Source organism: Shimia sp. W99 (assembly GCF_053851455.3).
Genome location: NZ_JBSQBU020000001.1, coordinates 1,563,931 through 1,588,939, shown reverse-complemented (window position 1 = coordinate 1,588,939; position 25,009 = coordinate 1,563,931). Strand labels below are relative to the sequence as shown.

General features: G+C 63.1%; 24 protein-coding genes. 22 read left to right on the top strand and 2 right to left on the bottom strand.

What is annotated here, in order from left to right:
• Positions 1-45: 45 nt before the first annotated feature.
• Positions 46-1,110, bottom strand: a complete 1,065-nt coding sequence (locus ACS3QZ_RS07870) for a YeeE/YedE family protein (protein ID WP_456037340.1) — start codon at positions 1,108-1,110, stop codon at positions 46-48.
• A gap of 128 nt (positions 1,111-1,238) precedes the next feature.
• On the opposite strand from ACS3QZ_RS07870, the gene ACS3QZ_RS07865 reads away from it, so the two are divergent.
• The 4 genes from ACS3QZ_RS07865 (at position 1,239) to ACS3QZ_RS07850 (ending at position 5,361) form a co-directional block, all read left to right on the top strand.
• Positions 1,239-2,471 carry an MFS transporter gene (locus ACS3QZ_RS07865; protein ID WP_456037339.1) on the top strand — a complete coding sequence of 411 codons (1,233 nt, stop codon included), beginning with the start codon at positions 1,239-1,241 and terminating at the stop codon, positions 2,469-2,471.
• A gap of 3 nt (positions 2,472-2,474) precedes the next feature.
• Positions 2,475-3,806, top strand: coding sequence for an MATE family efflux transporter (locus ACS3QZ_RS07860; RefSeq protein ID WP_456037338.1), 1,332 nt, complete (start codon positions 2,475-2,477; stop codon positions 3,804-3,806).
• Positions 3,807-3,892: 86 nt separating this feature from the next.
• Positions 3,893-4,762, top strand: a complete 870-nt coding sequence (locus tag ACS3QZ_RS07855) for a 50S ribosomal protein L11 methyltransferase (protein WP_456037336.1) — start codon at positions 3,893-3,895, stop codon at positions 4,760-4,762.
• A 254-nt stretch (positions 4,763-5,016) separates the two neighbouring features.
• On the top strand, positions 5,017-5,361 hold the full coding sequence (locus ACS3QZ_RS07850) for a hypothetical protein (protein WP_456037335.1): 345 nt from the start codon (positions 5,017-5,019) through the stop codon (positions 5,359-5,361).
• Between the two features lie 161 nt (positions 5,362-5,522).
• Here ACS3QZ_RS07850 and ACS3QZ_RS07845 read toward each other — a convergent pair whose 3' ends face one another.
• Entirely contained in the window at positions 5,523-5,711 is a 189-nt protein-coding gene (locus tag ACS3QZ_RS07845) for a DUF1127 domain-containing protein (protein ID WP_093090015.1), read from the bottom strand.
• A gap of 333 nt (positions 5,712-6,044) precedes the next feature.
• Between ACS3QZ_RS07845 and ruvC the strand changes: the two genes are divergently transcribed.
• The 18 genes from ruvC to ACS3QZ_RS07755 all read left to right on the top strand — a co-directional run bounded on the left by ruvC (position 6,045) and on the right by ACS3QZ_RS07755 (position 24,985).
• Positions 6,045-6,551, top strand: a complete 507-nt coding sequence (gene ruvC / locus ACS3QZ_RS07840; RefSeq protein ID WP_456037334.1) for a crossover junction endodeoxyribonuclease RuvC — start codon at positions 6,045-6,047, stop codon at positions 6,549-6,551.
• Positions 6,548-7,237, top strand: a complete 690-nt coding sequence (gene ruvA, locus ACS3QZ_RS07835) for a Holliday junction branch migration protein RuvA (protein WP_456037333.1) — start codon at positions 6,548-6,550, stop codon at positions 7,235-7,237. The genes ruvC and ruvA overlap by 4 nt, the downstream gene beginning before the upstream one ends.
• A gap of 3 nt (positions 7,238-7,240) precedes the next feature.
• Positions 7,241-8,266, top strand: coding sequence for a Holliday junction branch migration DNA helicase RuvB (gene ruvB / locus ACS3QZ_RS07830; protein ID WP_456037332.1), 1,026 nt, complete (start codon positions 7,241-7,243; stop codon positions 8,264-8,266).
• A 359-nt stretch (positions 8,267-8,625) separates the two neighbouring features.
• Complete coding sequence (locus ACS3QZ_RS07825) at positions 8,626-9,264, top strand: hypothetical protein (RefSeq protein ID WP_456037331.1); 639 nt, start codon at positions 8,626-8,628, stop codon at positions 9,262-9,264.
• Positions 9,265-9,364: 100 nt separating this feature from the next.
• Positions 9,365-10,897: a glutamate synthase-related protein gene (locus ACS3QZ_RS07820; protein WP_456037330.1), complete on the top strand. Its 1,533-nt coding sequence runs from the start codon at positions 9,365-9,367 to the stop codon at positions 10,895-10,897.
• 61 nt (positions 10,898-10,958) lie between these two features.
• A complete protein-coding gene (gene ybgC / locus ACS3QZ_RS07815) occupies positions 10,959-11,345 on the top strand; it encodes a tol-pal system-associated acyl-CoA thioesterase (RefSeq protein ID WP_456037328.1) in 387 nt (128 codons plus the stop codon).
• A 133-nt stretch (positions 11,346-11,478) separates the two neighbouring features.
• Positions 11,479-13,197, top strand: coding sequence for an adenylate/guanylate cyclase domain-containing protein (locus tag ACS3QZ_RS07810; RefSeq protein ID WP_456037327.1), 1,719 nt, complete (start codon positions 11,479-11,481; stop codon positions 13,195-13,197).
• 244 nt (positions 13,198-13,441) lie between these two features.
• Positions 13,442-14,116: a protein TolQ gene (tolQ, locus tag ACS3QZ_RS07805; RefSeq protein ID WP_093090006.1), complete on the top strand. Its 675-nt coding sequence runs from the start codon at positions 13,442-13,444 to the stop codon at positions 14,114-14,116.
• Positions 14,117-14,119: 3 nt separating this feature from the next.
• Complete coding sequence (tolR, locus tag ACS3QZ_RS07800) at positions 14,120-14,596, top strand: protein TolR (protein WP_456037326.1); 477 nt, start codon at positions 14,120-14,122, stop codon at positions 14,594-14,596.
• Between the two features lie 10 nt (positions 14,597-14,606).
• On the top strand, positions 14,607-15,680 hold the full coding sequence (gene tolA / locus ACS3QZ_RS07795; RefSeq protein WP_456037324.1) for a cell envelope integrity protein TolA: 1,074 nt from the start codon (positions 14,607-14,609) through the stop codon (positions 15,678-15,680).
• A complete protein-coding gene (tolB, locus tag ACS3QZ_RS07790) occupies positions 15,677-17,002 on the top strand; it encodes a Tol-Pal system beta propeller repeat protein TolB (protein ID WP_456037323.1) in 1,326 nt (441 codons plus the stop codon). The genes tolA and tolB overlap by 4 nt, the downstream gene beginning before the upstream one ends.
• 77 nt (positions 17,003-17,079) lie before the next feature.
• Positions 17,080-17,592, top strand: coding sequence for a peptidoglycan-associated lipoprotein Pal (pal, locus tag ACS3QZ_RS07785; RefSeq protein ID WP_093090002.1), 513 nt, complete (start codon positions 17,080-17,082; stop codon positions 17,590-17,592).
• 6 nt (positions 17,593-17,598) lie between these two features.
• Complete coding sequence (gene ybgF, locus ACS3QZ_RS07780; RefSeq protein WP_456037322.1) at positions 17,599-18,441, top strand: tol-pal system protein YbgF; 843 nt, start codon at positions 17,599-17,601, stop codon at positions 18,439-18,441.
• Positions 18,432-19,646: a tRNA lysidine(34) synthetase TilS gene (gene tilS, locus ACS3QZ_RS07775; RefSeq protein WP_456037321.1), complete on the top strand. Its 1,215-nt coding sequence runs from the start codon at positions 18,432-18,434 to the stop codon at positions 19,644-19,646. The genes ybgF and tilS overlap by 10 nt, the downstream gene beginning before the upstream one ends.
• 112 nt (positions 19,647-19,758) lie before the next feature.
• Positions 19,759-21,675, top strand: coding sequence for an ATP-dependent zinc metalloprotease FtsH (ftsH, locus tag ACS3QZ_RS07770; RefSeq protein WP_456037320.1), 1,917 nt, complete (start codon positions 19,759-19,761; stop codon positions 21,673-21,675).
• An 80-nt stretch (positions 21,676-21,755) separates the two neighbouring features.
• Positions 21,756-22,529 carry a methyltransferase domain-containing protein gene (locus ACS3QZ_RS07765; protein WP_456037319.1) on the top strand — a complete coding sequence of 258 codons (774 nt, stop codon included), beginning with the start codon at positions 21,756-21,758 and terminating at the stop codon, positions 22,527-22,529.
• 17 nt (positions 22,530-22,546) lie between these two features.
• On the top strand, positions 22,547-23,146 hold the full coding sequence (locus ACS3QZ_RS07760) for an MOSC domain-containing protein (protein WP_456037318.1): 600 nt from the start codon (positions 22,547-22,549) through the stop codon (positions 23,144-23,146).
• A gap of 162 nt (positions 23,147-23,308) precedes the next feature.
• Entirely contained in the window at positions 23,309-24,985 is a 1,677-nt protein-coding gene (locus ACS3QZ_RS07755; protein WP_456037317.1) for a formate--tetrahydrofolate ligase, read from the top strand.
• Positions 24,986-25,009: the final 24 nt, after the last annotated feature.

Below are 25,009 nucleotides of genomic sequence, written 5' to 3'. Positions count from 1 at the left end.
ATTCACCCCCAGAGGTATTTTTGGCAAAATGAAGCCTGTGGTGGGTCAGGCGGTGGCCGTGGCGCCGCCGCGCTGGTCGACGAAGAAGTCCGTGGCTATTGCGCCAAGCCACATGGCAAAGAGCGCGACCCAAGCGGTGCCCGCAAAGATCGAGCCGCCGGTGACGCCCGCGCCGATCGCGCAGCCGCCCGCCAGCATGGCGCCAAAGCCCATCAGAACGGCACCGGTCATGGCGCGGCGCATATTGGCCTCGCCTTCGAACCCCTGGAACTTGAACTCGCCTGCAAGCGAGGCGGCGAGGAACGAGCCGATCACCACGCCCGGCACAAGCCCGACGTCGAATTCCAGAACCGCATTGCGATCCAGAAAGAACATCAGCGTGTGGGCGGACGGACCTGAGAAGGTGGCGCTTTCGATCTGAACAGGTTCAAAGGCGACCTGCGCCAGCCCGTAGGTGAGCACCCACCCGACGGCAACAGCAAAGCCGACACCGGATGCAAATATCAGGCGGGAGGCGCCGATCCGGTTGCGCCGGGCAATGATCAGCGCCAGCACGGCCATGACCGCCCCTAAGATCAGGCCCGACAGGTCGGGCAGGCCAAAGGCGGCGATGAGGTCGACATTGCGCCCTTCGGAGGTGATCCAGAGGCTGGCAAGGCGGTCACGCAGGGGCGAGAGCAGCCCGGCAAGGCTCATCTGGGCAACAACGGCAAAGATCAGACCGGAGATCACGGAGCGCAGGTTGCCCGTCGCGGCCAGCACGAGAAGTCGGCCCGAACAGCCGCGCGCCAGCACCATGCCGACGCCAAATAGCAAGCCGCCGATGATCGCGCCCGACCAGCTTCCTGGGACGGCCATCATGCGGGCGTCGGCCGAATGCATCAGCCCGAGCGCTTGGGCGCCCTGCACCCAAACAATGGCGGTGGAGATGGTCAGCAGCCAGACCGCGACCTTGTCGCCCAGTTCGCCGCGCGCAAACTCCACCGTGGCAGCGCGCAAGCAGAAACGGGACCGCTGCGCCGCGATCCCGAAAACCAGACCCGTGATCAAGCCAAGCACCGCCGCCGTCGGTGCTTCGCCGATGTTTTCGACCAGAGTCAGGATATCCATGCCGCCACCTATCAAAAAATGCGAATGCGTGGATATATGGGCGTGGAATCGCTTTTGTGCATTGATTCAGATCAGACCTGCGGGTTTTTGCACTCGCCAAGCTGTCGCAACAGGCGTATTCGGACCACATGTTAAACAAAATCACCCTTGATGAGGCGGCGCGTCTGCCGGTTTGGCGGCGTCCCGTGACGCTGTTGTTCCTGATGGCGCTGGCGATGCCGATTGCCTTCAACACCTGGTCGGCGCTGCTGAACAACTTCGTGGTCGAGGTAGCTGGGTTTGATGGGGCGGATATCGGCCTTTTGCACACGGTACGCGAAATCCCGGGCTTTTTCGCCGTTGGTGTGATCGCGATCCTGATGGTGATGCGGGAGCAGGTGCTCGGGATGGTGTCGCTGTTCCTTTTGGGGGTGGCGACGGCAGTGACGGCATGGTTCCCGTCGCTTGCGGGTATCCTGACGATCACCATGCTTAGTTCGATCGGCTTTCACTACTATGAGACGGTGAATCAGTCACTGCAGTTGCAATGGCTGGACAAGGCGCGCGCGCCCAAGGTGCTGGGCTGGCTCTTGGCGGCGGGGTCTGCAGCGACGCTGGTGGCCTATGGGCTGATCGTATTGACGTGGAAGCGGTATGATCTGGAATACAACACGGTTTACTTGCTGGGTGGTGGGGTCACTGCGGTGATCGCGGTCTATTGCTTCCTTGCGTTTCCGCAATTCGAAGCCCGCACGCCGCAGGTGCGCAAGATGGTTCTGAAGAAACGCTATTGGCTGTATTACGCGATGCAGTTCATGGCGGGCGCACGGCGGCAGATTTTTGTCGTCTTTGCCGGGTTCATGATGGTCGAACGCTTTGGGTTCGACGTGCATGAGATCACGGGTCTGTACCTGATCAACCTCGTGATCAACATGGTTGCGGCGCCTTTGTTTGGCGGCGCGGTTGCGCGGTTTGGCGAGCGGCGGACGCTGATCTTCGAATACGCCGGGCTGGTGATCGTGTTCCTGGCCTATGGCGGCATTTATTTCTTTGGCTGGGGCGTTGTGCTGGCGGCCATACTCTACGTGGTCGACCACATGCTGTTCGCACTGGCGCTGGCGCTGAAGACTTATTTCCAGAAGATCGCCGACCCCGAAGATATCGCGCCCACGGCGGCCGTGGCCTTTACCATCAACCATATCGCGGCGGTGTTCCTGCCGGTGCTGTTGGGGCTTTTGTGGCTGGCGTCCCCCGGGGCGGTGTTTGCGCTGGCGGCGGCGATGGCGGCGGTGTCGCTGGCCTTGGCCACGCTGATCCCGCGCCACCCGGAAAAAGGCAATGAATCGCGCCTTGTGCGCTATGCGCCGAGCCCGGCGGAATAAGCCATGCAGCGGCGCGGGCGGTTTCTGGACGGGTCGACCATGGGTCACGTGGTTCGCATGACCCTGACCGGGGCGGCGGGGATCACCTTTGTCTTCCTGGTCGACCTGGCAAACCTTTTGTGGATTGCACGGATCGGAGACCAGAAGCTCGTCGCCGCCATTGGCTATGCCTTCGCGATCCAGTTTTTCGCGGTGTCGATCGGTATTGGCTTGATGATTGCCGGGACCGCGCTGATCTCGCGCCGGATCGGGATGGGGGATTTCGAGCGGGCGCGTCACGAAGCGACGAGCGCGATGGTGTTGACCGTTGCCGTACAGACCTGTGTCGCGCTTCTGTTTGTCTCGCTGCGGAAACCGATGCTGGCGTTGGTGGGGGCGGAAGGCGAGACGCTGGCGTTGGCGGCGCGGTATATCCTTATTTCCATGCCTTCACTGATCGTGATGGCCATCGGCCTAGCCGGACAAGCCTGTCTCAGGGCCGAAGGGGACGGACGGCGGTCGATGTTCGTGACACTGACAAGCGGTGCGGTGGCGATGGTGATTGATCCGTTCCTGATCCTAGGGCTTGGCCTTGGGCTGGATGGGGCTGCGATGGGGGTCGTGCTGTCGCGCTTTGTCATGGCGTTCATGGCGATGCGCTTTGCCGTTGGCGTGCACAACCTTTATGCCCGCCCCGCAATCTGGGCTATCCGGCGCTGCGTGGGCCCCTTTGCCAAGGTCGCTGTCCCCGCGATCCTGACCCAGATGGCGACGCCCTTTGGAAACTACCTGTTGACCGGGGTCATTGCCGGGTTCGGTGACAATGCGGTGGCGGCCTGGGCAGTGGTGAACCGGCTGATGGTTGTGGCCTTTGGTGGCATCTTTTCGCTGTCCGGTGCGGTTGGCGGCATCTTTGGGCAGAACTATGGGGCCGGATTGTATGACCGGCTGCGCATGACCTTTCGGGATGCGCTGGTGTTTTGCGCAGGCTACACGCTTTTGGCATGGGCCTTGCTTGCCGGGACGGCGCAGCTTGTGGTGCGGGGCTTTGGCTTGGTCGGTGAAGGCGTTTTGGTCTACGAGGCCTTTGCCTATGTCGGGGCCGGGGCGTTCATCTTTACGGGCGCCTTGTTCGTGTCGAACGCCTCTTTCAACAATACCGACAAACCGGCGCGCTCGACCATGCTAAACTGGTTGCGGGACGGGGTCCTGATCCTGCCTGTGGCGTGGTGGGCGGCTTCTGTTTTTGAGGCCCCCGGCGTGGTTTACGCCCAGTCGGGGGTCGGCGCGGCGGTGGGCTTTTTGGGGGCGATCTGGAGCTGGCACTACTTGCGTGGGATCGGGCGGTCCGCGTGAAGCGGGACAAGCGGATTGCAATCCGCTTGGCTTGACCTTGCCCGCCGGGCGCACTAGGCCGCAGGGAACCCTTTAGGAGAGCCGCCATGCCCACATTCACAGCCCTGACCACCCTTGTTGGAAAAGCGCAAGCCGAGCAATTGGGCGAGGCGATGGAACGCCTGAACCCCGAGCCCACCGGCGTGGGCGTCTTCGAGATCGAGGACGGGTCCGGCCTGTGGGAAATAGGCGGGTATTTCACGGAAAGCCCGGACGCAGCGGGGCTGGCGGTGCTGGCGGCGGCGTTCGACGCAAAACCCTTCGTGGTGAGTGAATTGCCGGAAACCGACTGGGTCGCCAAGGTCAAACGGGAGCTGGCGCCGGTCGAGGCGGGGCGGTTTTTCGTATATGGCAGCCATGATGCAGACAAGGTGCCCGAAGGCAGCGAGCCGCTTCTGATCGAGGCGGCCATGGCTTTTGGCACCGGTCATCACGGCACCACGTTGGGATGTCTCAAGGCGCTGGACCGACTGGCGAACGAAGGTTTCGTGGGGCAGAACGTGGCCGATATCGGCTGTGGCACGGCGGTGCTGGCGATGGGGGCGGCGCGCATCTGGCCCAATCCGGTGCTGGCCAGCGACATCGACGAGGTCGCGGTCGAGGTGGCCGTGGCGAATGCCAAGGCCAACGGGCTTGATGGGCGGGTCATCTGCCTTGAGGCCGCAGGGTTTGGGCATCCGGACCTTGCGGCCAAGGCGCCTTATGACCTGGTGTTCGCCAATATTCTCAAAGCGCCCCTGGTGGATCTGGCTCCGGACATGGGGGGCAATATCGTGGCCGGTGGGCATGCGATCCTCTCGGGCATCCTGAACGAACAGGCGGACGAGGTGGTCTCGGCCTATGACGCGGCCGGGTTCGATGTGCATACCCGCGAAGAGATCGGGGAATGGACGACGCTGACGCTGACCCGGCGGTGAACCCCTGACGCTCCAGACAGAATCGGGCGGCCTTGGTGCCGCCCATTTTTTTGCATAGCACCGCATTAATGTTTCTGAAAATCAGACAGTTATAGATTGGTTGGGTGAACTGTTTCCGGTTGGCAGGGTGAATTTTGGCGTTTTCGCCCCATTTGTCTTGAAACCGCCGCAATTGGACCACGACGCCACATTTTCGCCACATTTGAAGGCCATTTTCGCCATGTTTGGTGGGGGCCAAACACGAGTAAGTTGCCATGAGTGAATCACACGCAGAGTTTCACGAGCGTCTGGCCAACATCTATCGCAATGAGGCCAAGGGACGCCGTTCCCGCAAGCGGGTTTCCATTAATCGCGACGGTTATGTGATCGTGCGCGGCGCCGGGCGTCGGCGCGGCATTCCATGGACCGGGCTGATGATGGTTGTCGTCGCCTTCTTTGGGATCAAGGGCGCGATCATGGCCCAGTATGGCCCCGATTTCTACACGCAGCACGTGGCGCGTCTGGATGGTGCTTCGGTGGTCGAACAGGCCGCCGCATGGACCATGCGCGCAGATCCGGTGTCGCGTTGGGTTGCGGTCCAGATCAAGACATTCAAATAACGCTGACCCTCCAATTCAGCTCAGTGCAAAGGCTCCGCATCTCTCTCTGCGGGGCCTTTGTCGTTCGCCTGCCCAAAAGGCACAAAAAAACCGTGGCCCGGACGAGGCCACGGTTTTCTGATCGGATCGACCGACCGCTGCGCCCGGCAGGGGCGCGCGGGTCAGATCAGGGTGTCGATATCACCGCGCGACAGACCGATGTCTTCGAGTTCGCGGTCGGTCAGCTGGTGCAGGGTGTTGCGCGTCACGCGGGTTGCGTTCCATGCGGAGAACGCGGAAACGGCGTTGACGAGGGTCTGACCAATACGGCCAGCAAAACCGGGGGTGTAGACGTTGTCATAAGTGGCCATATCAATCTTCCTTCTGTTGTGTGGTGAACGATGGTCCGTTGATGATGAGCGGCAAATATGGACGTTCTGCACAACAAACAAGCAGCAAAAACATCATAGGTGCCATGCAATTTCTGCATTGGTCGCATCCGGGCGAAAGCCCTGTAAAACAAGGGCGAAAACGACGCCCCGAGTGTCGTTTTCAGGCATCATCCCGCGCCGTTTCCAAGTGGGTGTCGCGCGCGGGTGCACAAGTGTCGCAAAATCGCCTCGGCGTATTCCGCTTGGCGTTTGTTCTTGTTTCGTGCTACTGCTTCAAAAAAGCAACAAATCGCGGGCAGCAGGGGCGACGGCATGCGTGTTTTGGGAATTGACCCCGGGTTGAGGAACATGGGCTGGGGCGTCATTGAGGCAGATGGCAGCCGACTCAGCCATGTCGCCAACGGAATTTGCCATTCGGTCGGGACAGATCTGGCGGCGCGGCTGCTGTCTTTGCATGAGCAACTGACCGATGTGGTGGTGCGGTTTCAGCCTGATCAGGCGGCAATTGAACAGACTTTTGTGAACAAGGACGGGGCTGGAACGCTCAAGCTGGGGCAGGCGCGGGGCATCGCGCTTTTGGTGCCGGCGCAGGCCGGGCTGGAGATCGGGGAATATGCGCCCAATAAGGTCAAGAAGACGGTTGTGGGTGTGGGACATGCCGAGAAGCAACAGGTCGAGCATATGGTGAAGCTGCAATTGCCCGGTGTGGTGATCAAGGGGGCGGATGCCGCGGACGCGCTGGCGATCGCCATTTGCCATGCCCATCACGCGCGGGCCGGGGCGGGCTATGCCGCAGCTTTGAAGAGGGCCAGCGCATGATTGGGAAGCTGACGGGGCGTGTGGAATACCGGGCGGCAGACCACGTGCTGATCGACGTGCGGGGCGTGGGCTATGTGGTCTATTGCTCGGAGCGGACATTGGCGGCGTTGCCGGGGATTGGCGAGGCGGTGTCGCTTTATACCGACTTGCTGGTGCGGGAAGATTTGCTGCAATTATTTGGGTTTACGTCCCTTCAGGAGAAGGAATGGCATCGCCTGCTGATGAGTGTTCAGGGGATTGGTGCCAAGGCGTCGATGGCGATCCTGGGCGCTTTGGGCGCGGATGGGGTGAGCCGGGCCATTTCTCTCGGAGATGTGACCGCGATCAAGGCCGCCAAGGGGGTAGGTCCAAAGACGGCACAGCGGGTGGTGATCGAGTTGAAGGACAAGGCGCCGGAGGTGATGGCGCTGGGTGGGACGCTTGGACAGGCCCTGGAGGGGGCGCCGGCGTCTGATGTTGCGGTGGTCGAGGAGGACCACGCGCCGGCGGTTGTGAAGCCTGCGCCCGTGGCAAGCGGCGCGGTGGCGGCGTCGGTGCAGGCGGATGCGTTGTCGGCGTTGAGCAACCTTGGATATGGGCCGGGTGAGGCGGCTGGCGCGGTGGCGCAGGCGGCGGGTGAAGACCCGGACGCGGATGCGGCCGGGTTGATCCGCGCCGCGCTTAAGTTGTTGGCGCCGAAAGGATAAATTATGGATCAGCCGGACCCGACATTGCGCCCTGATCCCCGGCCCGAGGATGCCGACCGCGCCTTGCGCCCGCAGGTGCTTGACGAGTTCATTGGGCAGGCCGAAGCGCGCGCCAATCTCAAGGTGTTCATCGAAAGCGCCCGCCGGAGGGGCGAAGCGATGGACCACACGCTGTTCCATGGCCCACCCGGATTGGGCAAGACCACGCTGGCGCAGATCATGGCGCGGGAGCTGGGGGTGAGCTTTCGCATGACGAGTGGGCCGGTGTTGGCGAAGGCCGGGGACCTGGCGGCGATCCTGACCAATCTTGAAGCGCGGGACGTGCTTTTTATTGATGAAATTCATCGCCTTAACCCGGCGGTCGAAGAAGTGCTCTATCCGGCGATGGAGGATTTCGAGCTGGATCTGGTGATTGGGGAAGGGCCAGCGGCGCGGACTGTCAGAATCGAGTTGCAGCCCTTTACGCTGGTGGGGGCGACAACGCGGCTCGGGTTGCTCACGACGCCGCTCAGGGACCGGTTCGGCATTCCGACGCGGTTGCAGTTTTACACCGAGGATGAACTCAACGAGATCGTCACCCGAAATGCACGCAAGCTGGGGGTGCCGGCAGAGGATGCGGGCGCGCGCGAGATTGCGCGGCGGTCGCGCGGGACACCCCGGATTGCCGGGAGATTGCTGCGCCGGGTGGTGGATTTTGCGCTTGTCGAGGGCGACGGGCGGATCACGAAAACCCTTGCAGACGGGGCACTTACGCGGCTTGGCGTGGATAAACTCGGCCTTGACGGGGCGGATCGGCGCTATCTGCGCTTCATTGCCGAAAACTATGGTGGCGGGCCGGTGGGGATTGATACGATCAGTGCCGCTCTGAGTGAGGCGCGAGATGCGATTGAAGAGGTGATCGAGCCGTTTCTCTTGCAGCAGGGGCTGGTGCAGCGGACGCCGCGGGGGCGGATGCTGGCGCAGAAAGCCTGGGCCCATCTGGGGTTGCAGGCGCCCAAGCGGGGTGAGCAGGCGCAGCTGTTCGACTGATCCTTCCGCCGGGGGAATGAGTATTTTTGGCAAAGTGAAGGGGTTAACGGCGCATTGCGGCGGCGGGCGGCGTGGCTTGGCCCGCGCGCGGCGAATCGTGGGAAAATGCCTTGGTTAACAGGGGAATCGGCCTGCGGTTTTGCGTCGGTATCAAGTCGGTATTGCATCGGTCTGGAAGGCTGATTTGCGCAGGTTAAAGCGGCGTGCGGTGTCTTCAGGGGCGCGCGGGCCGGGACATGTATGAGTCGGGGTGAAAAACCGAGGCGGTTTTTCATGGGCCTGTCCGGGGCAGCCGGGTCTTGCCTCTTGGAGCGTGGGAAGGCATGAAGCGCCCGGTTGGATTTTCAGGAGAGAAGCCGATGCCGCGTCTGATGCCGGAAGAGATCGAAGCGCTGTTCACCCGCAATGATGGCAGCTATGGGTTTGCCCGCTGGGGTCGCCCGATCGCGCCGATCGTGTTCGGGGTGCAGGACGAGACGCTGGGCATCGTCAAGGGTGCGATCGAGGCGGTGGTGACGCTGGCCGGGCACCAGATGGCCGAAACCGACCCGGAGCTGGGTGCGAACCTGATGGTGTTCTTTTTCCGCGAATGGGACGAGCTTCTTGATGTGCCGGATCTTGGGCGGCTGATCCCGGAGCTTGCGCCTTTGGTGGGGCGGCTCAAGGAAGCGGATGCGACCCAGTACCGGGCGTTCCGGTTTGATGATCAGGGTGGGGTTCAGGCGGCTTTCGTGTTCCTACGCATGAATGAGGCGATGTCCGAAATTCCGGCCGAAAGCCTTGCATTGGCGCAGGCGGTGCAGGTGATCCTGCTTTGGGGGGATCGTGCCTTTGCCGAGACTTCGCCGCTGGCGGTGTTGCCGGAAAGCGGCGCGACGGTGCTGCGCCCGGAGATCGCCGGGGTGATTGCTGCCGGGTATGACCGGATGATGCCGGTGGCGGCGCAGGATGCGAGCCATGCCTTGCGCCTGTTTGCGCGCTTGCAGGGTGATGACTGATCACTTTCGCGCCAGCGCGCAGGCGTTGTGCGGGGATAAGGCTTTGATCGTGTGAGGCATCGTGGTCTCGTGGGTGCATCATGCATTCGGGGAGGATCACATGAACGACGTGCCCATCATTGCCGCCAAGACACCCACCAAGGTCGAGCTGGAGGCCGGGAAAGCCTATCACTGGTGCCGCTGCGGGCGGTCCAAGAACCAGCCTTTTTGTGACGGCAGTCATCGCGGTACCGATATCACCCCATTGAAATTCACCGCCGAAAAGGATGGAGCGGCGACATTGTGCCGGTGCAAGGGCACGGCCAACGCGCCGTTTTGCGACGGGACACATGCGCGGTTGGGAGACGCCGAAGTGGGTGATCCGGCGCCCAAGCCCTCTTCGGAGGTGCCGCGGGCAGAGCCGACCCCGGAAGAGCCGACCGTGGCGCGCATTCATGCGCTGGCGCGGGACGGGCTGAGCAAGCTGGGGCATCACGGCGAGATGGGCGCGATGGGGGTGCCGCGCAAGGATCTGCCGCATTGGGATGATATCCAGATCCTGCCCGCGCAGATGGCGCGCAAGCCTCTTTTGGACGCGGCGGCGGTGGCGACGCAGGTCGTGATCGGGCCGCGTGCGAGGAAGCCTTTGGTGTTGGACATTCCGCTGTTTGTGTCGGACATGAGTTTTGGAGCGCTTTCGGAAGAGGCGAAGACCGCCTTGGCGCGTGGGGCAGAGATGGCTGGGACCGGGATCTGTTCCGGCGAGGGTGGCATGCTGCCCGAGGAGCAGGCCGAGAATACGCGGTATTTCTATGAGCTGGCCTCGGCGCGGTTTGGTTGGGATCTCGACCTTGTGGAAAAGGTGCAGGCGTTTCATTTCAAAGGCGGGCAGGGAGCCAAGACCGGGACCGGAGGGCATCTTCCGGGGGAGAAGGTGCAGGACAAGATCGCCCAAGTGCGCGGGCTTGAGCCGGGGCAGGCGGCAATTTCGCCGAGCACTTTCCCGGATTTGCACGGACCGGAGGATTTTGCACGGATCGCGGATCAGGTGCGCGAGCGGTCGGGCGGCATTCCGATCGGGTTCAAGCTGTCGGCCAACCATATCGAGGATGACATTGATTTCGCGCTGGCGGCGGGGGCGGACTACATCATTCTGGACGGGCGCGGAGGCGGCACCGGGGCGGCGCCGTTGATCTTCCGTGACCATATCTCGGTGCCGACCATTCCGGCGCTGGCGCGGGCGCGTCGGCATCTGGACGCGAAGACGGGGCGCGAGGTGACATTGGTGATCACCGGCGGGCTGCGGGTGGCCGAGGATTTCGTGAAGGCAATGGCGCTTGGGGCGGACGCGGTGGCGGTGAGCAATGCGGCGATGCAGGCGGTGGGCTGTATCGCGGCGCGGATGTGCAATTCGAACAATTGCCCTGTGGGGATTGCCACGCAGAAGCCGGAGCTGCGCAGGCTGTTGGATGTGCAGGCCGGTGCCGAGAAGCTGGCGCGTTATTTCGGGGCCAGTGTGGAATTGATGCAGGTGCTGGCGCGGGCCTGCGGGCATGACAGCCTGTCGGATTTCCGGCGCGAGGACATCACTACGTGGAAGAAGGAGATGGCCGAGCTGAGCGGCGTGCGCTTTGCCGGGGTAGGGCTGGGATAGCGGTTGAAAAGCCCGTGCGGCTTGCCTAGCAATGAGGTAGCCGTACGGGGAGCCAAATGCGATGACCTACACACTGCCGATCCGCGTCTATTACGAAGACACCGACATGGGGGGGATCGTCTATTACGCGAATTACCTCAAGTTCATCGAGCGCGGGCGCAGCGAATGGGTGCGCGAGATCGGGCTGGACCAGCACGAGATGAAGGCGGAAGGCGTGGTTTTTGCCGTGCGGCGGGTGGAGGCAGACTATCTCGGGTCGGCCAAGCTTGATGACATGCTGACGGTTGTTACCGAGGTCGCCAACGTGACGGCGGCGCGGCTGGTGATGGAGCAATGGGTGAAACGGGGCGAAGAGGTGCTGTTTCACGCCATGGTAACGGCGGTGTGCATGAATGAGGCCGGGCAGCCGGTGCGGCTTCCGGCGAAGGTGCGTCAGTTGATGCATTGAGGGCGGCGGGGGCGTTCCGCGAGGATGAACTATCGGTCTTTCTCGTATCTGCGCCCGCCGTTTTCGCAATCATAACAAGTCTATGTTTTGATCTGCTACGTTGCTAAGCTGTCTCCTGAAGAGGAGCCACGAAATGGAACGCCGTCTTGTGACAATCCTCGCGCTGGACGTTGTGGGATACGCGCGGCTGATGCACCGGGATGAAGAGGCAACACTCGCCAACCTGAGCGCATGCCGCGGCATGGTGGACCATCACATCAGCGAACGTGGCGGCCGGATTTTCGGAAGCGCGGGGGACAGCGTCATCGCCGAGTTCGACAGCCCGGTTCAGGCCGTGCGCTGCGCCTTGGCGATCCAGACGCAAATGTCGGACCCGGACAGGACGCCTTCGCAAGACCCGGAGTTCCTGTTTCGCTGTGGTATCAACCTTGGGGACGTGATCCGGGAGGTGAACAACCTTTTTGGCGAAGGCGTGAATGTCGCGGCGAGGCTGGAAGCCATCGCGGAGCCGGGCGGGCTGTGTATTTCGCAATCGGTGTTCGAGCATGTCGAGGGTAGGGTCGAGGCCGATTTCGTTAACCTCGGTCCCATGAACCTCAAGAATATCGCCAAGCCGGTCACGGTGTACGGGTGGCTTTCCGACAGGGCGGAGCAGCGCGTCGAAAATCCCCTTCAGGACAAGCCGGTAGTTGCCGTGCTTGAGTTTGAAACCCTTGGGGCCGTGGGGCAGTCTTTTCTTGCCGAGGGGCTCTCTGAAGAGATTATCACGACCTTGTCCAAGGTCCCCGGTCTGCGTGTCGTCTCACGCCATTCCTCGGCGGCTTATGCAGCGCGCGATGTCGACATTCGACGAATTGGCATGGAACTCGGGGCAAGCCATATTCTTGAAGGTAGCATTCGCGAGGTCGGAAACCGGGTGCGCATCAGCACTCAGTTGATCGATGCGACAAGTCGGCAGCATATCTGGACGGACCGGTATGACCGGGAACTCGAAGATATCTTTGACCTGCAGGATGACATTTCACTTAGTATTGCCAAGGCGCTTCACGGGGAAATCCTGGAAGGCGAGATGGCTTTCGAGCGGGGTTCGGGGACTCGGGATCTGCGAGCATGGGAGTTGCAGGTTCGGGCAAATGAAGCAATGCGAAGCATCACGCGTGAGACCAGTGCGGCAGCGCGGATCATGGCGGAAAAGGCCCTGAGTATAGATCCCGGCTACGCGTCTGCGATGACCACGCTGGCCCTGACGCATGGACTTGATGCGCGACACGGGTTCAGCCCGTCACGGGCGCATTCGCTGACTTTGATGCGGGAATGGGCGGAACAGGCGCTCAGTATTGATGACAGGAGCGCCGAAGCCCATGGCGTGCTGGGGTTTGCCGACAATATCGAAGGCATGAATACGAGTGCGCAAGACCACTTTCAACGCGCACTGGAGATAAACCCCAGCCATGCCGAGGTCACGATACGGCTGGCTCTGTCGCAGATCTTCAACGGTGAAGAGGCCCAGGCCGTCCGAACCGCCGAAAGGGCGATGCGGCTGTGCCCGAAGCATCCGCCGTATTACCTTGGGGTTTACGGTTTTGCCCTGCGGTCGGTGGGGCGGTACGATGAGGCCATATCGGCGTTTCGCAAGTATGGCGCAAAGGTCGAGGGGTTCGGATTGATCGACCTTGTCATCATTTACATGAAGATCGGAAACGAGGCGGCGGCGCGCGAACACGCGGCGCTTTTGCTGAGGTATCGCCCGAATTTTACCGTGCGTGAGTGGGCCAAGACGCAGCTTTACAGCGCCAAGAACGGCGGGAAAGCAGATATCGAGGCGTTGCTAAAAGCGGGATTGCCTGAATGAAATCGCTTATTGGCTCCATTGCGCGGCCTTAAGAGGAAAAACCGCGAATTGATCGGAAACCGGGGGCGTGTGTCAGTTAATGCATTGAGAGCGCGGGGTTGCGCGTGCTTGATGCACGGCGAGTAAAGCCATGCGCGGTTTTCCGCGTCTGACGTCAATTTGATGGCTTTCCCCGTTTAACTGCGCTAGTTTTGCTGCAAAACAAGGCCCGATAACGGGACCGCAATAATATAGAGCAGGCAGAATGGAAGCAGCAGTCGACTTTTCCATGTGGGCGCTTTTCGCGCGCGCAACGCTGACCGTGAAACTGGTAATGGTGCTGTTGATCGCGGCGTCTTTCTGGTCGTGGTCGGTGATCATCCAGAAAACCATCCTTTACCGCGCTGCGCGGCGCGAGGCGAAGCGGTTTGACCGGGCATTCTGGTCCGGGGAGCCGCTGGACCAGCTTTTCGAAGAGCTGGGGCCGGAGCCGCGGGGGCGTTCGGAGCGGATCTTTGCCGCCGGCATGGTGGAGTGGCAGCGCAGCCACCGGCAGGACGGGGGGCTGATTGCCAATGCGACAAGCCGGATCGACCGGAGCATGGACGTGGCGATCGTGAAAGAGGCCGAAGTGCTGCAAAAAGGATTGCCGGTCCTTGCCACGGTGGGGTCGACCGCGCCGTTTGTCGGGCTGTTCGGCACCGTTTGGGGCATCATGAACGCATTCATCGAGATCGCGGCACAGCAGAACACCAATTTGGCCGTGGTCGCGCCCGGCATTGCCGAGGCGCTTCTGGCGACGGGGCTGGGGCTGCTTGCGGCCATTCCGGCGGTGATTTTCTACAACAAGCTGAGTTCCGACAGTGACCGGATCATTGCCGGATACGAAGCTTTTGCCGACGAGTTCGCCACCATCCTCAGCCGCCAGTTGGACGCCTGAGCCATGGGCGCGGGGGTCATGCAACCGGGCGGCGGGGGCGGCAAGCGGCGGCGGCGCACGCGGCGGCGCAGTGCGCCGATGTCCGAGATCAACGTCACGCCCTTTGTCGACGTCATGCTGGTGTTGCTGATCATCTTCATGGTGGCCGCACCGCTTTTGACGGTGGGGGTTCCGGTGGAGCTGCCCAAGACGGCAGCCAATCCGCTGCCCGGAGAGCAGGAAGAACCGCTCACGGTGACGATTGCCGAGGATCTGAGCATCACGATCCAGACCACGCGGGTGTCGCCCGAGGAGTTGGTGCCCAAGCTGCGCGCCATTGCGGAAGAACGGGCGTCGGATCGGGTGTATCTGCGCGCGGACGGGAAGATTCCCTATGAAGCGGTGGTGCAGGTGATGGGCGCGCTCAATGCGGGCGGGTTCAGCGATATCGGTCTGGTGACGGATATCGGGGGGCCGTCGCTGGGCGGTCCTGAGAACTGAGGCGCGCACGGTGCATGTCGGGCATTACATATCGGGCGCGGCGCATGCCGGGCTGATCGGGTGGGTCCTTCTGGGCGGGGCATTCCGTTCGGAGCCGCCGCCCATGGAGGTGACAGGCGTGTCGGTGATCACGACCGAAGAATTTGACGCGGTGATGCGCGCACAGGAGGCGCCCAGCCCGGAGACGGAGGTGGCCGTGCCGGTCATTCCCGAGGCCGACGTGGAGACACCCGACATGACTTCGGTGCCGGACGCGCCCGTGGATGTGCCCGCCCCGCGCGAGGCCGAGGCCGGGGTGCCGGATGGCGCGCCCGACCTGAGCGAGATCGCCCCGCCCGAACCGCAGGATGTGACGGATGAGGCGCCGGTGCTGGAAACGCCCGAGGTGGAGACGGTGGTGGTTGTGCCGGAACGCTCGGTACGGCCCGTGCCGCGTCCCGCGCCGCGCGTCGCGCCCGAGCCGGTCGCCCAGCCCAAACCGGACACGACCATCGCGGACGAGTTGCAGGAAGCTACCAAGCCCGACGAAAGCGGCCAGGTCGCCGAGGAGCCGAAAGAGGAAACCGCCCCCGAGGCGGCGACAACCGAAATCGTGACCGAACCCAAGGAAGCCGAACAGGCCAGCGCGGCACCGAGCCGGTCCCTGCGGCCCCGCACGCGCCCCGCGGCGCGCCCCGATCCCGGACAGGGCACGGATGCCGCTGTTGCGGCCGCTTTGGCCGAGGCCGAGAGCGAAACCGCTCCGGCGGCGCGCGCGCCCTCGGGGCCGCCACTTACGCAGGGCGAAAAGGACGGGCTGCGCGTGGCGGTGCAGGACTGCTGGGTCGTGGACGTGGGTTCGCGCGCGGCGGATGTCACGGTGACGGTGGGCTTCTCGCTTGACCAGAACGGCAAGGTGACGGGCGACATCCGCCTGATCAGCGCCACGGGGGGCGACGAGGCGGCGACACGCACCGCGTTCCAGTCGGCGCGGCGCGCGGTTTTGCGGTGCCAGAAAAACGGCTATGATCTGCCGACGGAAAAATATGACCATTGGCGCGACGTCGAAATTACTTTTAATCCGGAGAAAATGAGGCGCAAATGACCAGATTCTTCGTAAGCCTTCTGTTTGGGCTGTTGATGCTTGGCCCGGTGGCCCCTGTGGCCGAGGCCCAGAACGGACCGCTTCGGATCGAGATCACCGAGGGCGTGATTGAACCTTTGCCTTATGCGGTGCCCGATTTCGTGGCCGAAACGCCCGGTTCGAACCAGATTTCCAAGGATATCAGCAGGGTGATCGCCGAGGACCTGAGCGGCACCGGATTGTTCCGGGAAATCCCGGCCAAGGCGCATATTTCCACGATCACCCATTTTGGCAGCCCGGTTCAGTTTGCTGACTGGAAGGCGATCAACGCGCAGGCCCTGATCACGGGCGGCGTGAGCGTGAGCGGCTACCAGCTTGAGGTGAAATTCCGGGTCTGGGACGTGTTCGCGGGGCAGGAACTTGGCAACGGGCTGCGCTTCAAGGGAACGACGGATGGCTGGCGGCGCATGGCGCACAAGGTGGCGGATGCGGTCTATAGCCGGATCACCGGCGAGGGCGGCTACTTCGACAGCCGCGTGGTGTTCGTGAGCGAGACCGGGCCGAAGAATGACCGCAAGAAGCGGCTGGCGGTCATGGATTACGACGGGGCCAACCTGCAATACCTGACCGACAGCAGCGCGATTGTTCTGGCGCCGCGCTTTTCGCCCAAAGGCGACCGGGTGCTTTACACGAGCTATGAAACCGGGTTTCCGCAGGTCTACGTGATGGATGTGGGGTCGGTGCGCCAGAAGGTGCTGTCCAATGACAGCGGCACGATGAGCTTTGCGCCGCGCTTTTCGCCCGATGGCAAAAGCGTGGTGATGTCCGTGACCGAAGGCGGCAATACCGACCTTTACAAGATGGATATCGCCAGCGGCAAACGGCAGCGGCTCACCAACAGCCCGTCGATTGAAACCGCGCCGAGCTATAGCCCGGACGGGAGCAAGATCGTGTTCGAAAGCGACCGCTCGGGCACGCAGCAGCTTTACGTGATGAGCGCCAATGGCGGCGAAGCGACGCGGATCAGTTTCGGGCAGGGGCGCTATGGCACGCCGGTCTGGTCGCCGCGCGGCGATCTCATTGCTTTCACCAAGCAGAACAAGGGCCGGTTCCATATCGGGGTGATGCGCACGGATGGCAGCGAAGAGCGTCTGCTCACCGCGTCGTTCCTGGATGAGGGGCCGACATGGGCGCCCAACGGGCGGGTGATCATGTTCACCCGCGAAACGCGCGGCGCCGGGGGCGTTGCGGCGCTTTATTCGGTGGATGTTTCGGGGCGCAACCTGAAGCCCGTAAAACTCAACGGCGGGGGATCGGATCCGAGCTGGTCCCCGCTCCAGTAGCGGTAATATTTCAAAGGCAGGGGCGATGTGATAAGACATCGCCAAAGACCAAGGGAAACGAGGCGAGGCATAATCTTATGAGCATTTTCAACAAGGCGGCCCTTGTGGCCATGGGCCTGACATTGGCGGCCTGTTCGAACAACGACATGTTCGGCGGCGAGGATCAGTACAACAGCGGCAACAGTGGCGCGACCGCAGAGGCGGGCAGCGTGGACGATCCCACGTCTATTGCGCATTTCCAGCAGGTCGTGGGCGACCGGGTGCTGTTCGAGGTGGACCAGTCGACGCTTTCCGAGCAGGGGCGGCTGACGGTGCTGTCGCAGGCCAACTGGTTGATGGCAAACCCGGAATACACGGCGGTGATCGAAGGTCACGCCGATGAGCAGGGCACGCGCGAATACAACCTTGCGCTGGGTGCGCGGCGCGCCAGCGCGGTGCGCGAGCTGATGGTGGCGCAGGGCGTTGCGGGCAACCGGCTGCGCACGGTGAGCTATGGCAAGGAACGCCCGATCGAAATCTGTTCCGAGGAAAGCTGTTACGCCCAGAACCGCCGCGCGGTGACGGTGCTGGCCGCTGGGCTGACGGGGTAAGGGATCATGCGGGGGCAGGTATTTGCAAGCGTTCTTGCCGTGGCCGTGGCGATGGTGCCGGTGGCGGGGCTGAGCCAGTCGCGGGACGAGACTTTGGCGGATATCCGCCAGCAGCTGAGCGTGCTTTATGTCGATATCCAGCGGCTCAAGCGCGAGTTGTCGACGACCGGGTCGCCGGGCACGGCGACGGTGAGCGGATCGGCGTTGGAGCGGCTGGATTCGATCGAGGCGCGGCTTCAGGATCTGACCGGCAAGACCGAACAGCTTGAATACCGGGTGCAGCGCATCGTGGAAGACGGGACCAACCGGATCGGGGATCTCGAATTCCGGCTGGTCGAGCTGGAAGGCGGAGACGTGAGCACGCTGGGCGAGACCTCGACGCTTGGCGGGGATACCGGAACGGCGCCGAGCTTTGGCAGTGGGACCAACGACAGCGGGTCCGGCGATGGCACGGCGACGGAGCTGGCCGTGGGCGAGAGCACGGATTTCGGGCGCGCCAAGCTGGCGCTGGAAAACGGCGATTACCGCGCGGCGGTGGATCAGTTCACCGCCTTTGTCGACACCTATCCCGGCAGCCCGCTGGAAGCCGAGGCGCATCTGCGCCGGGGGCAGGCGCATGAGGGGCTGGGCGAAAACACCCGCGCAGCGCGCGCTTTCCTTGAAGCCTATAGCGGGGCGCCGCAGGGCGATGTCGCGGCAGAGGCGCTCTATCATCTGGGGCGCTCGCTGGGCCAGTTGGATCAGATCAACGAAGCCTGCGTGACTTTGAACGAGGTCAGGGTGCGTTATCCCGGATCGGGAGAAGTGCCCAAGGCACAGGCCGAGATGGCCCGGTTGCAGTGCCCGTAACGCTGCAGGACCGGTTGGCGGAAGGGCTGGCCGGGGTTTTTCCGGAAAATGAGCGGTCCCGGATCGGGGTCGCGGTATCGGGCGGCGGCGACAGCATGGCGTTGCTGGACCTGTTGCGCGTGGCGGGCTGGGAGCTTGCCGTGGTGAGCGTGAACCACGGATTGCGCGAAGAGGCGGCGGAGGAGATTGCGCTCGTTGCGGAGTATTGCGCCCGGTTCGGGATTGCCCATGAGGTGCTGGCCTGGGGCTGGGACGGGCGCGGTAGCGTGCAGGCGGCGGCGCGGGACGGGCGACGGGCTCTGATCAGCGATTGGGCAAAGCGGCGCGGGATCGGGCACGTGGCGCTGGGTCATACGGCGGATGATCAGGCGGAAACGGTGCTGATGCGGCTGGGGCGCGGGTCGGGCGTGGACGGGCTGGCGGCGATGGCGCCGGTTCTGGCGCGGGACGGGATTGTCTGGCTTCGGCCCTTGCTGGATGTGCGGCGCGCAGAATTGCGTGACCATCTGCGGCAGGCGGGGCTGGTCTGGGCGGATGATCCGAGCAACGACGACCCGGCCTATGACCGGATCAAGGCGCGGCAGGCGCTTGAGCTGCTGGCCCCCTTGGGAGTGAGCGTGGAACGGCTGACCCGCACGGCGGCGCATATGGCGCGTGCACGGGCGGCGCTGGACTATGCCGAGCGGCAGTTGGTGGCGGAGGCAGTGACCTTTGATGCCGGGGATGTGGTGATTGCGCTGGCGGCGTTCGATGCGGCCCCCGAGGAATTGCGCACGCGGGTCGTCGCGCGGGCGCTGAACTGGGTGTCGGGACAGGTTTACAAACCGCGTTTTGATGCGCTGCAGGCCGCGTTGGCGGCAGAGACGACAACGGCCCTACATGGCTGTCTTGTGATCCGCAAAGGCGGATGCCTGCGTATCACGCGCGAATGGGCGGCGGTGGCCGGCGTTCGATGTGATATAACTGCCGCGTGGGACGGGCGGTGGCGTCTGGATGGACCGGGGCAGGCGGGGCTTGAAATTGCCGCGCTGGGCGAGGCGGGCATTGCAGAGTGCCCGGACTGGCGGGCCACCGGGCGCCCGCGTGTTTCGGTGCTGGCAAGCCCGGCGATCTGGCAGGGCGCGCGGCTTGTGGCGGCGCCTCTGGCGGGACGGGCAGAGGGCTGGTCCGCCCGGATCACGGGCAAACGGGCGGATTTCTTCTGATCTCGCCCCGCCGGATGGCAATTATCGCATTGAACATGGTCGTGTGATGTCTATTTAACTGTGACGCGCGCTGTGTTAGGCACGGCGTCGGTCTAACCTTGGGAGATTTGCCTTGGGCAACGCACGCAATATTGCATTCTGGGTCGTTCTTTTTCTATTGATTCTGGCCCTGTTCAACCTGTTTAGCGGCGACAGCGCGTCGTTGCAGAGCCGTGAGAACAGCTATTCCGACTTTGTCGCGGCCGTGGATGGCGATCAGGTGTCGAGCGTGACCTTGGATGGCGAAAAAGTGCGCTATACCACCAAGGACGGGTCGAATTATGTGGCGATCAAGCCGACGGACGCCGAGGTCACCACGCTTTTGATCGAAAACAACATTCCGGTGCGGGCCGAAAGCCAGGAACAGAGCGGGTTTCAGGCGTTCCTGATTTCGCTGTTGCCGTTCCTTCTGTTGATCGGGGTGTGGATCTATTTCATGAACCGCATGCAGGGCGGCGGCAAGGGCGGCGCGATGGGCTTTGGCAAGTCCAAGGCCAAGATGCTGACCGAGAAACATGGCCGTGTGACCTTTGACGACGTGGCGGGCATCGACGAGGCCAAGGAAGAGCTTGAGGAGATCGTCGAATTCCTGCGCAACCCGCAGAAATTCTCGCGCCTTGGCGGCAAGATCCCCAAGGGCGCGCTGCTGGTGGGCCCTCCGGGCACCGGTAAGACGCTTTTGGCGCGCGCGATTGCGGGCGAGGCGGGTGTGCCGTTCTTTACCATCTCGGGCTCGGACTTTGTGGAAATGTTCGTCGGTGTGGGTGCCTCTCGCGTGCGCGACATGTTCGAGCAGGCCAAGAAGAATGCGCCCTGTATCGTCTTTATTGACGAGATCGACGCCGTGGGCCGCCATCGTGGCGCAGGCTATGGCGGCGGTAACGACGAACGCGAACAGACTCTCAACCAGCTTCTGGTCGAGATGGACGGGTTCGAGGCCAATGAAGGCGTGATCATTTTGGCCGCGACCAACCGGAAAGACGTTCTGGACCCCGCATTGCTGCGTCCGGGCCGATTTGACCGTCAGGTCACGGTGGGCAACCCCGACATCAAGGGCCGCGAAAAAATTCTGGGCGTGCATGCCCGCAAGACCCCGCTGGGGCCGGATGTGGACCTGCGTATCATTGCGCGCGGCACCCCCGGTTTCTCGGGTGCGGACCTTGCCAACCTCGTGAACGAGGCCGCTTTGATGGCGGCCCGCGTGGGGCGGCGGTTCGTGACCATGGAAGATTTCGAGAACGCCAAGGACAAGGTGATGATGGGCTCCGAGCGCCGCTCGATGGTGCTCACGCAGGACCAGAAGGAAAAGACCGCCTATCACGAGGCCGGCCACGCGGTTGTCGGGCTGTCGCTGCCGCTGTGCGATCCTGTCTACAAGGCGACGATCATCCCGCGCGGTGGTGCGCTGGGCATGGTTGTGTCGCTGCCCGAGATGGATCGGCTGAACTATCACCGGGATGAATGCGAGGAAAAGCTTGCCATGACCATGGCGGGCAAGGCCGCCGAGGTGATCAAGTACGGCGAAGACCACGTGTCGAACGGCCCCGCCGGTGACATCATGCAGGCGAGCCAGCTGGCGCGCGCGATGGTGATGCGCTGGGGCATGTCGGACAAGGTCGGCAACATCGACTATGCCGAAGCCCATGAGGGCTATAGCGGCAACACCGCCGGGTTCTCGGTTTCGGCCCATACCAAGGAGCTGATCGAGGAAGAGGTAAAGCGCTTTATCCAGCAGGGTTATGACCGCGCTCTGGAAATCCTCAAGGACAAGCACGAGGAATGGGAGCGTCTTGCCAAGGGGCTGCTGGAATACGAGACCCTGACAGGGGACGAGATCAAGCGGGTGATGAATGGCGAACCGCCGCATGCCGGGGATGATGATGACACTCCGGACGAGGGCAGCGCCCCGAGCGTGACTGCGATCCCGAAAACCAAGCCGCGCAACAAGCCCAGCGGCGATGGCGGGATGGAGCCGGAACCGACAGCATAAAGGTTTGAACAGGCCGGGGGAGACCCCGGCCTTTTACTTTGGCCGACGGGCACTTTCACAGAATGAAAGGGTGGCGCGACATGAATGACTGGAACCCCGGAAAATACGAGACCTTCGCGGATCAGCGGCTTCAGCCGGCGTTGGATCTTCTGGCGCGGGTCGGGCCGTTGCCGGAGGGCGACGTGTTCGACCTTGGCTGTGGCAATGGCCCGGTGGGGGCAGCGCTGCGGGCGCGGTTTGGGGCGCGGGCGCTGGTCGGGGTGGACAATTCCCCGGCGATGCTGGAGCGGGCCGAAGAGCGGGCGGTTTATGACAGGCTGATCGAGGCCGATATCGCCGGATGGGCGCCGGAGCGACCTGCGGCGCTGATCTATTCCAACGCGGCGCTGCAATGGCTGGGCGATCACGACACGCTGCTGCCACGCCTTGCCGGGATGCTGGCGCAAGGCGGCGTGTTGGCGGTGCAGATGCCGTTTCAGAATGCCGCGCCGTCTCATCGGGGCTGGGGCACGTCGTTTGGCGCGCTGTTCGGGGATCGGGCGGTGGCGCGGGGGCCGCAGATCCTGAACCCGGAGGCCTATTTCGACCTGTTGGCGCCGCTGGGGGCGGTGCAGGTCTGGGAGACGCATTACCTGCAGCATCTGCCCGCCGCCGAAGGCGCCCATCCGGTGCGGCTCTTTACCGAAAGCACCTTTGCGCGCCCCTATCTTGAAGCGGTGGATGCCGAGGAGATGCAGGCGTTGATCGCGGCCTATGAAGCGGCTATGGCACAGGCGTATCCGCTGCGCGCGGACGGGTCGGTCCTGTTCGCGTTTCGCCGCCTGTTCTTTACCTTGCGCGCATCTGGCGCGTGACTGACCCGGAGCCTGTCATGCCTGCTTTGAAACCCTCGGAATTCTACGGAGAAATCGTCTGGCTGGGCCGGGTGGCGAATTCGGTCGAGGACCTGAGCGCGGTGCCGATCACGGAGATGTCGGTGGATTTCGGCGGCCCGGTGGGCGAGTTCCACGCCGGGATCACGCGCGAATCCTGTAGTCGGGTGTTGTCGCAGCATCCGCGCCACACCGAGATTGCCAATGTGCGCCAGCTTTCGGTGGTATCGCAGGAAGAGCTGGACGTGATCGCTGCGGAAATCGGGCTGGACACACTGGACCCGGGCATGCTGGGCGCGAGCATGGTGGTGCGGGGCATTCCCGATTTCAGCCACGTGCCGCCGTCGTCGCGTTTGCAAGGTGACAATGGCACAACCATCGTGGTCGACATGGAAAACCGCCCCTGCGTTCTGCCCGGTCGGGTGATCGAGGCTGCCCATCCCGGCCATGGCAAGGCGTTCAAGAGCGCGGCTGTGGGCCGGCGCGGTGTGACGGCCTGGGTCGAGCGGGAAGGGGGGTTCCGGGTGGGCGACATACTGCGCCTGCACATCCCGGATCAGCCCGTCTGGAGCCAGTTCGAGGCCGCCCGCGCGGACTGAGCCATTTGCCGCCCAAGGGGGGCAATCGTTTCCAAAAAGAAACCTGTGCCCGTTCTGTCGCCGCAACGGGCGTGGGAAATGTCGGAAATGCTGCCTGAGTCGGCTTGGCGTGTCGCTATGGTTTTGGTCAGAACGACCAACAAGTCTGCGATAGGGACCGCCATGAGCTTCAAGACTGACATCGAAATTGCCCGCGAGGCAAAGAAACGCCCGATTCAGGAGATCGGTGCCAAGCTGGGAATCAGCAGCGACGACCTGCTGCCGTATGGCCATGACAAGGCCAAGGTGAGCCAGGAGTTCATCAACTCGGTTCAGGGCAACAAGAACGGCAAGCTGATCCTTGTGACCGCGATCAACCCGACCCCTGCGGGCGAAGGCAAGACCACCACCACCGTCGGCCTTGGCGACGGTCTGTGCGCGATCGGCAAGAAAGCGGCGATCTGCATCCGCGAAGCCTCTTTGGGGCCGAACTTTGGCATGAAGGGCGGGGCCGCCGGGGGCGGTTATGCCCAGATCGTGCCGATGGAAGAAATGAACCTGCATTTCACTGGCGATTTCCACGCGATCACGGCGGCGCATAACCTGCTGACCGCGATGATCGACAACCACATCTACTGGGGCAACGAGCTTGAGATCGACGAGCGCCGGATCACCTGGCGCCGTGTCATGGACATGAACGACCGGGCCCTGCGGGACACGGTTGTCGGCCTTGGCGGCGTGGCCAACGGTTTTGCCCGCCAGACCGGGTTCGACATCACCGTGGCCTCGGAAGTCATGGCGATCCTATGCCTTGCGACCGACCTTGCCGACCTGCAGAAGCGTCTGGGCGACATGATCGTGGCCTATCGCCGCGACCGCACCCCGATCTATGCCCGCGACATCAAGGCGGATGGCGCGATGACCGTGTTGCTGCGCGATGCGATGCAGCCCAACCTTGTGCAGACGCTGGAAAACAACCCGGCCTTCGTGCATGGCGGCCCGTTCGCCAACATCGCGCATGGCTGTAACTCGGTGATTGCGACCTCCACCGCTTTGAAAATCGCGGATTACGTGGTGACGGAAGCCGGATTCGGGGCCGACCTTGGTGCCGAGAAGTTCATGAACATCAAGTGCCGCAAGGCGGGACTCGCGCCCGATTGCGTGGTGCTGGTGGCGACGATCCGCGCGATGAAGATGAACGGCGGCGTGGCCAAGGCCGATCTGGGCCCGGAGAACGTGGCCGCGGTGAACGACGGCTGCGCCAACCTGGGTCGTCACATCGGCAACCTCAAGCAGTTCGGCGTCCCGGTCGTGGTGGCGATCAACCACTTTGTCACCGACACCGACGCCGAGGTGCAGGCCGTCAAGGATTACGTCGCCAGCCAGGGCGCCGAAGCGATCCTGTGCCAGCACTGGGAAAAGGGGTCGGAAGGCACCAAAGAGCTTGCCACCCGCGTGGCCGAGATCGCCGATGCCGGGATCAGCCAGTTCGCACCACTTTATAATGACGACATGTCCCTGTTCGACAAGATCGAGCGCGTCGCCACGGCCATCTACCGCGCCGACGAGGTGCTGGCGGACAAGAAAATCCGCGACCAGCTGCGCCAGTGGGAAGAGGCGGGATACGGGCATCTGCCGGTCTGTATGGCCAAGACGCAGTACTCGTTCTCGACCGATCCGAACCTGCGCGGTGCGCCCACGGGCCATTCCGTTCCGATCCGCGAAGTGCGGTTGAGCGCGGGGGCCGGGTTCGTGGTGGTGATCTGTGGTGAGATCATGACCATGCCGGGTCTGCCCCGCACCCCGGCGGCGGAAAACATCCGCATCAACGAGGAAGGCCTGGTCGAAGGTCTGTTCTGATCTGCGTTGCGGTTTGGCAAAAGG

Bases quoted from the DNA above. Each gene is read 5' to 3' on its own strand.
- ACS3QZ_RS07850 (WP_456037335.1), top strand. From the start codon at position 5,017: ATGAGTGAATCACACGCAGAGTTTCACGAGCGTCTGGCCAACATCTAT.
- ACS3QZ_RS07845 (WP_093090015.1), bottom strand. From the start codon at position 5,711: ATGGCCACTTATGACAACGTCTACACCCCCGGTTTTGCTGGCCGTATT.
- ACS3QZ_RS07765 (WP_456037319.1), top strand. From the start codon at position 21,756: ATGAATGACTGGAACCCCGGAAAATACGAGACCTTCGCGGATCAGCGG.
- tolQ (WP_093090006.1), top strand. From the start codon at position 13,442: ATGGAAGCAGCAGTCGACTTTTCCATGTGGGCGCTTTTCGCGCGCGCA.
- ACS3QZ_RS07810 (WP_456037327.1), top strand. From the start codon at position 11,479: ATGGAACGCCGTCTTGTGACAATCCTCGCGCTGGACGTTGTGGGATAC.
- ybgC (WP_456037328.1), top strand. From the start codon at position 10,959: ATGACCTACACACTGCCGATCCGCGTCTATTACGAAGACACCGACATG.
- ybgF (WP_456037322.1), top strand. From the start codon at position 17,599: ATGCGGGGGCAGGTATTTGCAAGCGTTCTTGCCGTGGCCGTGGCGATG.
- tolB (WP_456037323.1), top strand. From the start codon at position 15,677: ATGACCAGATTCTTCGTAAGCCTTCTGTTTGGGCTGTTGATGCTTGGC.
- ACS3QZ_RS07870 (WP_456037340.1), bottom strand. From the start codon at position 1,110: ATGGATATCCTGACTCTGGTCGAAAACATCGGCGAAGCACCGACGGCG.
- ruvC (WP_456037334.1), top strand. From the start codon at position 6,045: ATGCGTGTTTTGGGAATTGACCCCGGGTTGAGGAACATGGGCTGGGGC.
- ACS3QZ_RS07755 (WP_456037317.1), top strand. From the start codon at position 23,309: ATGAGCTTCAAGACTGACATCGAAATTGCCCGCGAGGCAAAGAAACGC.
- ACS3QZ_RS07760 (WP_456037318.1), top strand. From the start codon at position 22,547: ATGCCTGCTTTGAAACCCTCGGAATTCTACGGAGAAATCGTCTGGCTG.
- pal (WP_093090002.1), top strand. From the start codon at position 17,080: ATGAGCATTTTCAACAAGGCGGCCCTTGTGGCCATGGGCCTGACATTG.
- ACS3QZ_RS07855 (WP_456037336.1), top strand. From the start codon at position 3,893: ATGCCCACATTCACAGCCCTGACCACCCTTGTTGGAAAAGCGCAAGCC.
- ACS3QZ_RS07865 (WP_456037339.1), top strand. From the start codon at position 1,239: ATGTTAAACAAAATCACCCTTGATGAGGCGGCGCGTCTGCCGGTTTGG.
- ACS3QZ_RS07820 (WP_456037330.1), top strand. From the start codon at position 9,365: ATGAACGACGTGCCCATCATTGCCGCCAAGACACCCACCAAGGTCGAG.
- ACS3QZ_RS07860 (WP_456037338.1), top strand. From the start codon at position 2,475: ATGCAGCGGCGCGGGCGGTTTCTGGACGGGTCGACCATGGGTCACGTG.
- ruvA (WP_456037333.1), top strand. From the start codon at position 6,548: ATGATTGGGAAGCTGACGGGGCGTGTGGAATACCGGGCGGCAGACCAC.
- ruvB (WP_456037332.1), top strand. From the start codon at position 7,241: ATGGATCAGCCGGACCCGACATTGCGCCCTGATCCCCGGCCCGAGGAT.
- ACS3QZ_RS07825 (WP_456037331.1), top strand. From the start codon at position 8,626: ATGCCGCGTCTGATGCCGGAAGAGATCGAAGCGCTGTTCACCCGCAAT.
- tolR (WP_456037326.1), top strand. From the start codon at position 14,120: ATGGGCGCGGGGGTCATGCAACCGGGCGGCGGGGGCGGCAAGCGGCGG.